Genomic DNA, 14,787 nt, shown 5'->3' with positions numbered 1-14,787 from the left:
ATGTCAGGTAAAGGGCAACCTAAAACCGCAAAATATATTTTCGTTACGGGCGGTGTAACTTCATCTTTAGGAAAAGGAATTATTGCTTCATCATTAGCTAAATTATTACAGGCTAGAGGGCTATCAGTAACTATCCAAAAATTGGATCCATATATCAATATTGATCCGGGAACGTTAAACCCTTATGAGCATGGTGAGTGTTATGTAACCAACGACGGAGCGGAAACGGATCTTGATTTGGGTCATTATGAGCGTTTTTTGGGCGTGCCTACTTCACAGGGAAATAACATTACCACTGGTAGAGTTTATTTTAATGTAATTACAAAAGAACGTCGTGGTGATTATTTAGGAAAAACTGTTCAAGTAGTTCCGCATATCACTGACGAAATCAAACAAAATATTCTTTTGTTGGGTGCTACTGGGCAGTACGATATTGTCATTACTGAATTAGGAGGTTGTGTGGGTGATATCGAATCTCTACCTTTTATCGAGGCTGCTCGTCAGTTAAAATGGGATTTAGGAGAGAAAAATACGCTTTTCATTCACCTAACATTAGTACCTTATATCGCTGCTGCAGGTGAATTGAAAACTAAGCCAACACAACACTCAGTACGTGCTTTGTCTGAATATGGAATCCAGCCAGATATTATTGTTTGTCGTACAGAACACCCAATTCCACAGGAAATGCGTCGTAAAATCGCTCTTTTCTGTAACGTTTCGCCAAATGATGTAATCGAAGCGATGGATGCAGAAACGATTTATGATGTGCCTTTGTTGATGCGTAAAGAGAAACTAGATCAACGTGCTTTATATAAATTAGATATTTATAATGATAAAGACGCTGACTTAGAACAATGGAAGAATTTCTTAGGCAAACTTAAAAACCCAACAGAACAAATTACAATCGGTTTGGTTGGTAAATATGTTGAACTGAAAGACTCTTATAAATCTATTTCTGAAGGATTAATTCATGCAGGTGCTGTCAATGAAACGAAAGTAAATGTAGTTTGGATTTCTTCTGAAAACTTAGTAGAAGGCGATTATCGCAAGAAACTAGAAAGCCTTGATGGTATTTTAGTAGCCCCAGGCTTTGGCGAAAGAGGTATCGAAGGTAAAATCAACGCTGTAAAATATGCTCGTGAAAACAAAATTCCTTTCTTTGGTATTTGTTTGGGTATGCAATGTGCTGTAATTGAATATGCTAGAAACGTAGTTGGTTTAGAAGATGCTCACTCATCTGAAATGAACAAAGAAACACCATACCCAGTAATTGATTTGATGGAAGAACAAAAATCTATTACGAACAAAGGTGGAACGATGCGTTTGGGTGCATACTCTTGTAAATTAGAAAAAGGCTCTTTAGCACACCATGTATATGGTAAATTGAACATTCAGGAGCGCCACCGTCACCGTTATGAATTCAATAATGCCTATTTAGAACGCTTTAAAAATGCAGGAATGGTGCCAACAGGTATTAATCCAGATTCTGGTTTAGTAGAAATTGTTGAATTAAAAGACCACCCATTCTTTATTGGTGTACAGTTTCACCCAGAGTACAAATCGAATGTAGCAAACCCTGCTCCATTATTTGTTCACTTTGTAAAAGCTGCTTTGAAAAATGCTATTCCTTTGATGAAAGCAAGTTCTAAGTAACCTTTTATCATTTAAAATGATTTAATAAAAGATAAGTCGTAATTTTGCACCGCTAAAGTCAAAAGCTTTGGCGGTTTTATTTGATAGAAAGTTTTTACATTTCGTTCAGGTTTTTTAGGAAAATAGATACTTAGAGAATAAAACCGACAACAATTAAAGATAACCGATGAGTGTATAACCGCACAAAACTCGAAAAAAGACAAATTTACTAAAATAATGATGGACAAAAATCAAGTAACGGGGCTGTTGTTGATAATGGCGATGTTGCTGGGATACCAGTTTTTCCTAGCCCCTAAGGTTGAACCTGAAAAAGCACCTGAGAAAGCTAAAGTAGCCCAAACTGCCACTGTACATAAAGTTGCAACGGTGGATTCAGTTGCTTTAAAAGCTGCCGCTGGCGATTTCGCATCGGCTGCCATAGGTACTGCACAAGAACTTGTTTTAGAAAATAAAGACATTAAAGTAGTGTTTACTACTTTAGGTGGTAAGGTAAAACAAGTATTATTAAAGAATTACGAGACTTACAATTCATTTGCTAGCCAGAAAAAAGAACCTCTTGTGATTTTTGATGAGGCTTTTGATAAAGTAACTTTTGACCTTCCAACTACAAAAGGAAATGTTGATTTGAATAAATTGTACTTTACTACTGCTTCTAAAGGTGGAGTGGTTGCAGAAGGACAATCGCAAAAAGTTAGCTTTACTTTAAACTTAGCCAACGGACAAAGTATCGAACAGACTTATACACTAGGCGGAGAAGGCTTTTTGTTAGACCAAGATGTGAAGCTACAAGGTTTGGATGGTTTGTTGAAAAACGAATCGGCTAAATTAAACTGGATTGAAAATGTTCGTCCAACCGAAAAAGATTTAACAGAAAACCGTAAAGCTACTGTCAATTACCTATTGAACGAAGATGAAGATTTTGATCAATTGGCAGAAACACCAACGGGTTCAAAAGAAGAATCGTTAGATAAGCCTTTGAAATGGGTTTCATTCAAGAAAAAATACTTCTTATCGGGCTTTATTACTAAAAATGCACCGATTCAAAAAGCACAGATTGTAGCTACTGCCAACGAAACTGATTCTGTTAATATCAAGACATTGAGAGCTAACATGGATTTGGATTTGGCAGACTTAAAATCAGGCAAAGGAAATTATCAATGGTATTTTGGTCCTAACGATTATAATATCATCAAAAACGTAGCACCAGGCTTTGGGAAAAATGTAAAATTGAGTTATGATATTTTCTTGCCAATTACGCGTTATGTATTCGTTCCGCTTTTTAATGTGTTAGAAACAGTATTCAGTAATTATGGTTTGTTAATTATTGCGTTAGTATTAATTATCAAATTTGCGTTATTACCACTTACTTATAAGTCGTATGTAAGTATGGCTAAAATGAGAATTTTACAGCCAGAATTGAATGCTATCAAAGAGAAAGTAGGTGATGATGCAGCAGCACAACAGCAAGCACAAATGAAATTGTATGGCGAAGTAGGCGTAAGCCCACTGAGTGGTTGTGTTCCCGTCTTAGCCACGATGCCAGTATTGATGGCGGTATTTATGTTGTTCCCGAACTTGATTAACTTGCGTCAGCAATCATTCTTATGGGCAAATGACCTTTCTACTTTCGACTCTATCGCTACTTTACCGTTCAGTATTCCATTGTATGGTAACCACATCAGTTTGTTTACCTTATTGATGACGCTCTCAAGTATTGCTTATGGTTATTATAACAACCAAAATACGCCAGACCAAACAGGACAACCGATTGACATGAAGAAAATGGCTTATGTTACGCCAGTGATATTCATGTTCGTAATGAACTCTTTACCTGCTGGTATGAGCTTCTATTATTTTGTTTCCAACTTAGTAACTATCGGACAACAAATTGGTATTCGTAAGTTTGTAGATGAAGATAAAATCAAAGCAGTTTTAGAAGAAAATCGTAAGAAAATTGCTGCAGGCGGTGTGAAGAAATCTCGTTTCTCAGAATACATTTCTAAGCAAATGAAGGCTGTTGAGGAAACACAAAAAACTCAACAAACTGACCCTAAGAAAAAGAAGAAATAGTAATATTTTAGTATAGTAAAAAGGCTTATAAAATTGTCGTTAAACAATTTTATAAGCCTTTTTTATTTATAGGAATCACATTTTTGTGGAGGAAATAAAGACGTATAAAAATAAAATGCTACAACACCAATGTTGTAGCATTTTGAAATTATTAGTTGCTTAGGTTTGGGTAATTTTATCAAAATAGCATTTATAACATATCATTAAAAATGCTTTACTCTTTTAGGTAATTAATAGAACTAATCTCAACATTAATACATCAATTCATCAGTTGTTACCGCCTTAGGGTTAGCTCCATATTCATTATCATAAGGTTCTCCTTCAGTTACTAAAAGTACTAGTAACCATATTGCCCCTGCAACTGGTATGAGCGAAACCAAAAAATACCAACCACTTTTTCCAATATCGTGTAATCGCCTAACAATAACAGCAATACTAGGTATAAATATAATTAGCTGATAAAGCAAAGACACTATATAAAAAACAAAAATGCCGCCTATAAAACCGTAAATTGCCATGCATATAATAGCAGCTATAAAACAAAAAAGGGTGTTAAATAACATGAAATACCAGTATTCACTTCTTCTGGCTCTGCCGCTAAATGTAGCATAGTTTTGTAAAACTTGTAAATAATAATTCATTTGAATAGTATAGATTTTGTGTTTTTTCTACTCGTTTGGCTTTTCGATTCCGCCCCGTTTTATGATGGTCTCTGGGCTCCATGGGTTATAGTAAAATTTTGTAATGTATTATAAATCTTTATACTGTTCTACTTCTTCTTTAGGGTTTGTACCATATTCATTTTCGCCAGCGTTGCCTTCTGATACTAACAGTACAAACAACCACACTAACCCTACCAATGGTATAAATATGATTAAGCCAAACCATCCACTTTTTCCGACATCGTGAAGTCTTCTAACCAATACTCCTAAAGCGGGACAAAATACAGCTAATGAATACAAAAATGTAATAGGACCATAACCAATTAAGGGCATCGCAATCCGAAAAATATGGTCTGCTATGATAGCTATAAATGAAAAAATTAAGTTGACAAATATAAAATTCCAATATTCGCTTCTCCTAGCTCTGCCGTTGAAAGTAGCATAGCTTTGTAAAGCTTTTAAGTAGTAGTGCATATCGTTTTTTGTATTTGATTTATTACTCGTTATGTTTTTTAGTACACCCTGTTTTTATATTGGGTGCTTGCATTCAGCGTCTGTAAAATAAAAAAGTTAATGATGCGTATATAAAATAAGCGCTAAAATTTTACCTACGAAAGGAGGTATAAATTGAGGGAAACAGGCAAGTGAAATAGGAGTTTACTTGCGATAGATTTAGACTATTCTTGTCTGTTTAATGAGTAAATACATTGCTTTGTAATTTATAAGTGTTAGAAAATGAATAACATATTGCTACTATGTTATTTTATATTATAAACATAGCGAAAATCTTATTCAATAACAAAATTATTTTTACGCTTATTATAGGCTAATAATAAGCGTAAATGCTATCACGTTTTAATCACGCTACTCAGGATACAAATTATTAGCTTATTAGCTCATTTTCTTTATCTTTGTTAGGTATCAACATTCATCAATAATCCTTACAATACTCTATGAAGCTATTTTTGTTAAGTATTTTGCATATCCTGACTTTATCAAATAAACCTGATTCGCTTGAAAATACTCCTTCTCAAGAACGATTTCAACAATATGTTAATGGGTTAGCTACTACGCCGTTTATGGCTAATGGGATGGTAGGAGTATGCATCAAATCAGTAACAAATAATAAAGTTTTAGTAGAATATAATTCCCAGAAAAGTCTTGCTCCAGCCTCCACATTAAAACTAATTACGTCTGCTACCGCATTATCAACCTTAGGGGAAGATTATACCTATACTACTAAGCTGGATTATAGCGGACAAATTACAGATTCTATATTAGTTGGTAATATTATCATCAAAGGTGGTGGTGACCCTTCTTTCGGAAGTGGACGAATAGACAAACAAATGGACTATAAGGTTTTGTTTGAGACATGGGCACAAAAAATCAAGGCTTTAGGAATTAAGGAAATTAGAGGAAGGGTATTTGCTGACGGGGGGGTATTTGAAGAAAATGTATTGCCCGATACGTGGATTTGGGGAGATATAGGTAATTATTATGGTGCTGGGGCTTATGGATTAAATATCAATGAAAACTTATTTTATGCTACTTTCAAACCAAGTACTTATCTAGCAGAGGCTCCGTTGGTTAAAACCAATCCAGACCTACCATATTATCAGAAAATCAATAGGGTACAAACAGATAAGCCTCATACGGGAGATCAAGTAAATATATACAGTACGCCTTATCAAGATATTTTAGTGATGCAAGGCTATGTACCAGCAGGAGATACCTTTTCAGTAAAAGGCTCTATTCCTGACCCGCCCTTGTTTGCAGCATATTTCTTACAGAAAAAATTGGAGGAATTAGGCATCAAGGTGTATGAAAGTCCGCTATCATCCATGGAAGTAAGTAAAAAGAGAATTACTTTTCAGAAGTCATTTCAAACGATGAATATTGCCAGCTATTCGTCACCAGCCCTTAAAGAACTAGCAAAAGCGTGTAACTACCAAAGTATTAATTTATATGCGGAGGCTTTTTTGAAAACCTTTTCGGTATCTTATTCATTCGGTAACACTACGAAAGATGCCGTAAAAGGATTGAAACAAATTTGGCAAAACAGGGGACTTAATTTATCGGGCTTTAATGTAAAAGATGGGAGCGGTCTATCACCTACGAATAGTCTTACACCTGCCAACATGACAGATATTTTGAAAGCGATGTACACTGAAAAATCATTTAAATCATTTTATGAGTCTATTCCTGTGGTCGGCGAATCAGGAACGGTGGCTCATTTAGGGAAAAAATCAAAAGCTGTTGGCAATGTAAGGGCAAAGAGTGGTTCAATTGAAGGCGTAAGAGCTTATGCTGGATATTTTACGGCGAAAAATGGCGAATTAATGTGCTTTTCGTTAATGCTGAATAAATATAATTCAGATTATGGGTCAGCGACAAAAGAGTTAGAAAAGTTAATGATGATGATGGTGGAGTTGTGAAAATTAGTTGTGAAAATTAGTTGTGATTTAGTGATTTAGTGAGTTAGTGAGTTAGGAATGGTGTAGGACAGTAAAGTTACTAATTAGGTATTATATTAAGTGGGACTAAAATAAAGAATCCGTTATCCATTAATTGTCAGCTTATTACTGATAACAATTAGTGGATAACGGAAATAGTTAATCAATAAGATTAATCTAATTTCAAAACAGCCATAAATGCTTCTTGTGGAATTTCTACGTTTCCTACTTGACGCATACGTTTTTTACCTTTTTTCTGTTTCTCTAATAATTTTCTTTTACGAGAAATATCACCACCATAACATTTGGCAGTTACGTCTTTTCTCAATGCCTTCACCGTTTCACGAGCAATGATTTTTTGTCCGATAGCCGCTTGAATAGCAATATCAAATTGTTGTCTTGGTAACAATTCACGCAATTTTTCACATAGACGTTTTCCCCATTCATAAGCTTTGTCGCGGTGTACGATGGCAGAAAGAGCATCTACTTTTTCACCATTTAACATTACGTCTAATTTCACCATTTCGCCTTCTTGATAGCCTTTGTATTCATAATCCAAAGAAGCATAGCCACGCGAAATAGTCTTTAATTTATCGAAGAAATCGAATACAACTTCTGAAAGTGGTAAGTCGAATTGCAATTCTACACGGTCGGAAGTAAGGTAAATTTGGTTAGAAAGAACACCTCGTTTATCCAAACACAATTTCATGATACCACCTACATAATCAGATTTAGTAATGATTTGTGCTTTGATGATTGGTTCTTCTACGTGGTCAATCAAGTTTGGTTCAGGTAGTTCAGATGGCGCTGATACCCATAGTTCTTCTCCATTTGTTAATTTAACATTGAATTTCACCGAAGGAACAGTGGTAATTACAGTCATGTTAAATTCACGCTCTAAACGTTCTTGGACAATCTCCATGTGTAGCATTCCTAAGAAACCACAACGGAAACCAAAACCTAAGGCCATTGATGTTTCTGGTTCCCATACTAAGGAAGCATCGTTCAATTGAAGTTTGCCCATTGCATCACGCAAATCTTCAAATTCAGTAGTCTCAACAGGATAAATACCTGCAAAAACCATTGGTTTTACTTCTTCAAAACCATGAATAGATTCTTTACAAGGACGGTCACGGTGCGTAATCGTATCACCTACTTTTACTTCTTTGGCTTCTTTGATACCAGAAATCAAATATCCTACGTCTCCAGCCTTGATAGATAGTCTTGGCTCTTTTTCTAAACGAAGTGTACCAATTTCATCTGCAAAATATTCTTTCCCTGTAGCAATGAATTTTACCTTATCACCTTTTTTGATTTCACCATTGAATACTCTAAACATTACTTCAATACCACGGTATGAGTTAAATTCAGAGTCGAAGATTAACGCTTGGAGTTCAGCGGAAGGGTCACCTTTTGGAGCAGGGATTCTTTCGACTACAGCAACCAAAATATCTTCGATACCAATACCTTCTTTACCAGAAGCATGGATGATTGAATCGCGGTCACAGCCTAATAAATCTACAATTTGGTCTTTTACCTCCTCAGGCATTGCCCCTGGTAAGTCAATTTTATTTAATACAGGAATAATCTCTAAGTCATGCCCTAATGCCAAGAAAAGATTCGAGATAGTCTGAGCTTCAATTCCTTGGGCAGCATCCACAATAAGCAAAGCACCCTCACAAGCAGCAATTGATCGTGAAACTTCATAAGAAAAATCCACATGACCAGGTGTATCAATCAAATTAAATACATATTCTTCTCCTTTATAAGGAAAATTCATTTGTATCGCATGCGATTTGATTGTGATACCACGCTCACGCTCCAAGTCCATGTCATCCAGTAATTGAGCTTGCATATCCCGTTTTTGTACAGTATTTGTAAATTCAATTAATCTATCAGCGAGTGTACTCTTTCCGTGATCTATATGGGCAATAATACAAAAGTTACGAATGTTTTTCACGTTATTTATTTTACGGTATTGATTTATTTCATGATGCTGTATAACTTACTCGCCGTAATACAGGTTTTGCTTATACATTTTACAAAATTACGTCCTTAACTTTGAAAAAGATAATAACTAATTAGAAAAGAGATAAGAATAAAACTTGTTTAAGTATTTTTTATCTAAATAAATCAAAAAAGTCATTAAAACTTAAACCGCCATGAAAATTACTCCTGAAATTTTCCCTCTCGTGGAATACCTCAATAAGTTTGTGGTACTCTCTGAAAGGGAAGTAAAATCATTTTTGAGTAAAGTACAATACAAAACTTGCAAGAAAGGAGACATCCTGCTTAAAGAAGGAGATGTTTGTAATGAAATATATTTCATTTTGCAGGGAACGCTCAGGGCTTATACTAAAGTTGCTGGTGAACACAATAGAACCTTCAATTTCGCCTTTGATGGAACTATCTTTACAGAGCAAGTAAGTTTTGCATTACAACAACCTTCGACAGACTATCTAGACGCCCTAGAAGATTGTAAATTATTATATATTACTTATGAACGGCTAACATGGCTTTTTGAAAAATTCCATGGTTGGGAGCGTGCAGGTAGAATTATCAACCAAATATATTTTTGTGATGAAAGAAATAGAGTACGTTCTTTTATGCTCGATGACGCCACATTGCGCTATAAAAAACTACTTATTGAATTCCCAGCCGTTGAAAAGAAGATTCCTCAACATATTATTGCCTCTTATCTCAACATTACCCCACAGTCGTTGAGTAGGCTAAAAAAAGTGCTGTAGCGTTTGGAGTTGAGAATGGTGAGTTATGAGTCTTGAGTTGAGTGTTGACTATAGTATTTTAGGGGAAAGATTGCTCATTACTCAATATTTAAAAACTCCTCACTCAAAACTCACAACTAAGAAACCACCCACTGCATCATTAATCCCGTTAAATAACCACAATAAGTACCTAGCGCATACCCTAGAATAGCGAGTAAGACACCTACTGATGCCAAAGAAGGGTGAAAAGCTGCTGCCACTACCGAAGCAGAAGCTGCCCCACCAACATTAGCTTGTGAGCCAACAGCTGTAAAAAAGTAAGGTGCTTTGGTAATGTAAGCAGCAATCAACGTGAAGCTAGCATGCAACAACATCCAGATAATGCCTACTAGAAAAAGCTGTGGTTTTTCTAAGGCTGCAAAGATGTTCATTTTCATGCCAATAGTAGCTATTAAAATAAATAAGAATATCGACCCAAATTTAGAGGCTCCTACATCCTCAATTTGCCTTGCTTTAGTTTGCGAGAGTATTAAACCAAAGATTGTCACTAAAGAAATAACCCAAAATGAAGACGAAGTAAGGCTGAATTTTTTAAGATTAGGATAATTGTTTTCTATAAAAGGGACTATTATATCCGCACAAGCATGAGCCAGTGCGGTAGCTCCAAAGCCGATAAATAGTATTAACAGTATATCTTGTACCGTCGGATTTTTGGCGTTTTCTTTGGCTCTCTTTTCAATTTTTATTCTTACATCATCTACAGCACGTGTATCTGCACGAAACCATTTGTCTATTTTAGTGGCGTGTCCCACACCATATAGCAATAACGCTAACCAAAGCTCGGCTGTAAGTACATCAATGGCAATAGCCTGAGAGAATATTTCGGCAGGTGGGTTAAATACTTCTCTCAATGCCGTTTGGTTAGCACTTCCACCAATCCAACTTCCTGCTATCGTGGCTAAGCCTCTCCACGTTTCACCTGCTACTGTTTCGGGACTAATCATTTTTACTATCCAAAGCGAGGCTGGACCGCCAATCATTACACCTAAAGCTCCTGCTAAAAAAACAATAATAGCTTTTCCACCCAATTGTTTCAAGGCATCAAAATCAATACTAATAGTGAAATACAACAAACAGGCTGGGAGTAAATATTTTGAGGCTACATCGTATAACTTAGAGTGTTCACCATCAACAATATTAAAGGCATTTAGTAAGCCCGGGACAAAATAACAAACCAAAATACTGGGAAAGAATGTATAGAAACGTTTCCAAAAACGATTTTCGAGGGATGAGGTATAAAAGGTAAAATAAATGATACCCAATAATAATCCGAAGATTATGGCATCGTTTGTAATAAATGTTTGTTGCATGATGAGGGGAGATAATATTCAACAAATTTAAGTTCTTTTCGTAATTTGCAAGATTATATCAGGATTTTAGGATAAAGGACTTTAGGAATAATGACTTTAAGATAATATATTTTAAATTAAGTAATCAATGATAATGGTTTTGGGATATATAAAATCTGAAAAATAGCCAGAATCTGACAGCTGAAGACCGAAAGCCGAATTCATAAAACATCTCATGCAAAGCCCTAAATTTAAAATATATTCCTCTTCTGCTGGTTCGGGAAAAACCTATACTTTGGCAAAGGAGTACATCAAATTAGCTCTTAGAACTACTTCTCCTTTTTATTTCAATCATATTCTGGCTGTTACTTTTACCAATAAAGCTGCGGGTGAGATGAAAGAGAGAATCTTAAAATATCTTCATCAATTTTCGAGCGACGACCCACAAGATCAAGAAGATTCAAATGGAATTTTTAACCAAATTTTAGATGAATTACAACAAGAAGGAATAGATATTGATGAGGATGAATTACGACTCAGGGCTTCAAAGACTTTCAAGCATATCATCCATGAATATGCTAATTTTTCTGTTTCTACCATAGATTCCTTTGTTCAAAAAATAGTATCAGCTTTTACAGAAGAATTGGATTTTCCCTTCAACTTCGAAGTAAGCCTCGATTCTGAAGTATTGCTTGATGCGGCTGTGGAGCAATTATTACAAAAAGTAAATACCGAACATTTCGAGCAGATTACGTTGTCTATCCGAAGCTTTGCCATGGAAAAAGCAGATGAAGGCAAATCTTGGAATGGCTTGGCGGATGAATTGTCTATTTTTGGCAAAAACCTTTTGTCTGACCAACACCAAGATGCTATCGACAAAATAGCAGATTTAGAAGCGGAGGATTTTTTACTGATAGAAGAACAGCTAAAAGCTTTCTGTGAACACCTTGAAACTAAGATTAAAACCATTGCTCAGATAGCTTTAGAAAGTATTGCATCAGCAGGTATAGATGTAATGGATTTTTATCAGAGCAGGTCGGGTGTAGGGATTTTTTTTAAGAAATTGGAAAGCGACGTTTTTACTACGGCTAACTCTTATGTCAAAAAAGCAATTGACGAAAACCTTTGGTATTCAAAATCTCAAAAAACTGGTATTAAAGTTATTATTGATGGAATTGCCGATGAGTTAGGAATTTACCTAAGTAGCGTTTTTACAATTCAAGAAACTGAAAGAGCAAAATATGTTCTTTTTAAAGAGATTCTTAAACAGACTAAAAAACTAGCTTTACTCAGTCAGCTAAAAAAAGAGATTGCCTCGATTCAAAGCGAAAGTGGGCAAATTCACATTTCAGAGTTTAATAGGAAAATCTTTGAAATTGTGATGAAAGAACCCATACCGTTTGTTTATGAGCGATTGGGCGAAAAATATAACCACATCCTGATTGATGAATTTCAAGATACTTCTACACTACAATGGCATAATTTCTTGCCTTTGGTTGAAAACTCTTTGGCCAATGGACATTTCAACTTAGCCGTAGGCGATGCCAAGCAGTCTATCTATCGTTTTAGAGGAGGAGAAATGGAATTGATTGTGCATTTGCATAAAGACAATCTGGAAAGATTGATAATAGGAAATGAAGACAACGATTTTTTGGTGGAAAGGTACGCTAGTATCCGTCCATACCTTAAACCCGAAAACCTAAGTACCAATTATAGAAGTACTCAGGAAGTAATTACGTTTAATAACGACTTATTTAACTTCATTAAGGCATCTCCCGAAAATGAAAGCATTGCACCATCCTTACCGATGGTCTATGATGAATTCTTTGCACAGCAAGTGCCGGCAAATCCCAAAATGGGCGGGCATGTAGAGATTGATTTTATGCAAGGAGAAAATGAAGATGAATTGATGTTCGAGCGTATTATGGCATTGATTGAGGAGGCACTAGGGGCAGGATATAACTACGCAGACATTGCTGTATTATGTAGGAAAAATAAGCATGGTAGAATTATCGCCAATGCCTTGAAAGATGCCAATATAGATGTAATATCTTCAGATTCTCTTAATCTAAATGCTTCAGAGGCGGTTAATTTAGTCGTTTCTTTGATGAAAGTAATTCAAAATCCTGATAATACTTTATCTAAATACGAGGCAATTTATTTGTTCTATCGGGTAGTGTTGAACAAAATTCCTGATACTGATGATAATCAGATTATTAAACAGTCTATCGAATCAGGAGATATTGCTTTGTTTTATCAATTGATTGAAACACAAGGATATTCATTAGAGTCTTTTGCTTTACAACAAATGGCTTTGTATGAAATTGCGGAGAAAATCATTAATACTTTCTTCCTTTTTGAACATCATAAAGCCTTAGATTTCCTCTTTAGGTTCTTGGATGTTATTCTGGAGTTTCAGACTAAAAAGAGTACTCACCTTACCGATTTTTTACAGTTTTGGGAAATAAAAAAGGAAACGCTTTCTATTTCTACACCAGAAGGACAAGCGGCTGTGACTGTAATGAGTATTCACAAATCTAAAGGATTAGAATTTCCAGTCGTAATCATTCCTTATTGCAATTGGAGTACTGATACTAACTTGAGAACACAGATTTGGGCAGATTTACCAGAGGAAAATGAATTGATTGTTGTTAGTGGTTCTATAGAAAAAACTTTAAAGAATGCCCCGCTCAGAATATCCAAAGCATTAGAACAAACTTTTGTAGTTGGTCAATACAAAGCCGAAAAAGAAAAGACCTTTTTAGAAAGCTTGAATATGCTGTATGTAGGATTGACACGCCCTACTGATAGACTTTATTTGATTGTAAAGAAAAATGTGAAAGATTTTGGCAAAACAGTCGGAAATCAGCTATATCAATTTGTCAACTGTCCATTTATTGAAGAAGGAGAGAATCATTTTGAGGTTGTTTATCAAGGAACACATAAGCCGATAAAAGCTACGAAAGAGAAAAAGGAAGAGTTGATTGAAATCAGTGCAATCACCAGTTTTGAACGGAGCAATAAAGTGAGACTACGGCAAAGTGCTGAACGCCTTTTTGACTTAGAAACCTTTGAGAAAAGTAAAGATTATGGCAATAAAGTGCATGCTGCCTTTGCCAAAATAAAAACGTATCATGATACTGATTATGCCCTACAAGAAATTCTTAGAGAGGGATTGATAATTGCTTCCGAGATAGAAGGACTAAAGCGAACCTTGGAAAATATCATGGGTTTGCCCAATATCAAGCCACTTTTTGAGGTAGCCGAAGAGTCTATCAAGAATGAAAGGGAGATTTTGATGCCCAAAGGCAAGCCTCTTCGTCCTGATAGAGTAGTAAGACTAAAAGATAAAATCGTGATTTTGGATTATAAAACAGGCTCAAAATCTGAATCTCATAAAACCCAAGTACGACAATACATGAATATTTACCGAGCGATGGGGCATGTCAATGTAGAAGGAATATTGGTGTATTTGGAAGAAAAAGCGAAGGACGAACAAGTAGTGGAGGTCTTTTAAAAAGGTTCAGTTCACCATGTTTTATCGCTAAGTAGGAACTTAAGTCCTACTGATTAACCATAAGTTTTTAAATCATTAATAATCAGATATTTATCTCTAGCGAGGGACTTAAGTCTCTCGCTAGAGATAAGAGCTTCAACGCTTGGTTTTAAAGACTATTTATGTACATTTAAGCTAATTTGATCAATAATAACATTTCCATTTCAACTTTTTAAAAGATGTGGGTAATCAGTAGGACTTAAGTCCCTGCCTAAGAATGAAGGATATAAGTGGTAAAAAATGATTTAACTACTAAATCTCTAGTGTAAATACATTATACGTATTATATTTGTTCAATATAATTTCTTAATGGCGTTA

Annotated in this window: 9 protein-coding genes; 5 read left to right on the top strand and 4 right to left on the bottom strand. The window is 35.3% G+C overall.

Translation table 11 applies throughout. The annotated features are described in order from the left end of the window. The gene (pyrG, locus tag AC07N0_RS11285; protein ID WP_494589250.1) at window positions 1-1,653 is read left to right on the top strand and encodes a CTP synthase; all 1,653 of its coding nucleotides are present in this window, start codon (window positions 1-3) and stop codon (window positions 1,651-1,653) included. A 216-nt stretch (window positions 1,654-1,869) separates the two neighbouring features. Beyond that, the gene (yidC, locus tag AC07N0_RS11280) at window positions 1,870-3,723 is read left to right on the top strand and encodes a membrane protein insertase YidC (RefSeq protein WP_494589249.1); all 1,854 of its coding nucleotides are present in this window, start codon (window positions 1,870-1,872) and stop codon (window positions 3,721-3,723) included. Between the two features lie 251 nt (window positions 3,724-3,974). Here the strand turns inward: yidC and AC07N0_RS11275 are convergent, their stop codons facing one another. Together AC07N0_RS11275 and AC07N0_RS11270 are read right to left on the bottom strand one after the other, a co-directional pair. Continuing rightward, window positions 3,975-4,364, bottom strand: a complete 390-nt coding sequence (locus tag AC07N0_RS11275; protein WP_494589248.1) for a DUF805 domain-containing protein — start codon at window positions 4,362-4,364, stop codon at window positions 3,975-3,977. Between the two features lie 108 nt (window positions 4,365-4,472). Next, window positions 4,473-4,859, bottom strand: a complete 387-nt coding sequence (locus tag AC07N0_RS11270) for a DUF805 domain-containing protein (RefSeq protein WP_492799833.1) — start codon at window positions 4,857-4,859, stop codon at window positions 4,473-4,475. Window positions 4,860-5,338: 479 nt separating this feature from the next. Here AC07N0_RS11270 and dacB point away from each other — a divergent pair, with 479 nt between their 5' ends. Continuing rightward, on the top strand, window positions 5,339-6,820 hold the full coding sequence (gene dacB, locus AC07N0_RS11265) for a D-alanyl-D-alanine carboxypeptidase/D-alanyl-D-alanine endopeptidase (RefSeq protein ID WP_494589247.1): 1,482 nt from the start codon (window positions 5,339-5,341) through the stop codon (window positions 6,818-6,820). A gap of 190 nt (window positions 6,821-7,010) precedes the next feature. Here dacB and lepA read toward each other — a convergent pair whose 3' ends face one another. Next, window positions 7,011-8,798, bottom strand: a complete 1,788-nt coding sequence (gene lepA / locus AC07N0_RS11260; RefSeq protein ID WP_494589246.1) for a translation elongation factor 4 — start codon at window positions 8,796-8,798, stop codon at window positions 7,011-7,013. 202 nt (window positions 8,799-9,000) lie between these two features. Here lepA and AC07N0_RS11255 point away from each other — a divergent pair, with 202 nt between their 5' ends. Further along, window positions 9,001-9,585: a Crp/Fnr family transcriptional regulator gene (locus AC07N0_RS11255; RefSeq protein WP_492799831.1), complete on the top strand. Its 585-nt coding sequence runs from the start codon at window positions 9,001-9,003 to the stop codon at window positions 9,583-9,585. 116 nt (window positions 9,586-9,701) lie between these two features. Here the strand turns inward: AC07N0_RS11255 and AC07N0_RS11250 are convergent, their stop codons facing one another. Continuing rightward, complete coding sequence (locus AC07N0_RS11250) at window positions 9,702-10,934, bottom strand: DUF819 family protein (protein ID WP_494589245.1); 1,233 nt, start codon at window positions 10,932-10,934, stop codon at window positions 9,702-9,704. A 214-nt stretch (window positions 10,935-11,148) separates the two neighbouring features. On the opposite strand from AC07N0_RS11250, the gene AC07N0_RS11245 reads away from it, so the two are divergent. Beyond that, window positions 11,149-14,430, top strand: a complete 3,282-nt coding sequence (locus AC07N0_RS11245) for a UvrD-helicase domain-containing protein (RefSeq protein WP_494589244.1) — start codon at window positions 11,149-11,151, stop codon at window positions 14,428-14,430. The last annotated feature ends 357 nt before the right edge of the window (window positions 14,431-14,787 follow it).

The organism is Arcicella sp. GW821-FHT09D11 (assembly GCF_059416265.1).
The sequence above is the reverse complement of the archived record's forward strand: the minus strand, read 5'-3'. Positions and strand labels throughout refer to the sequence as shown.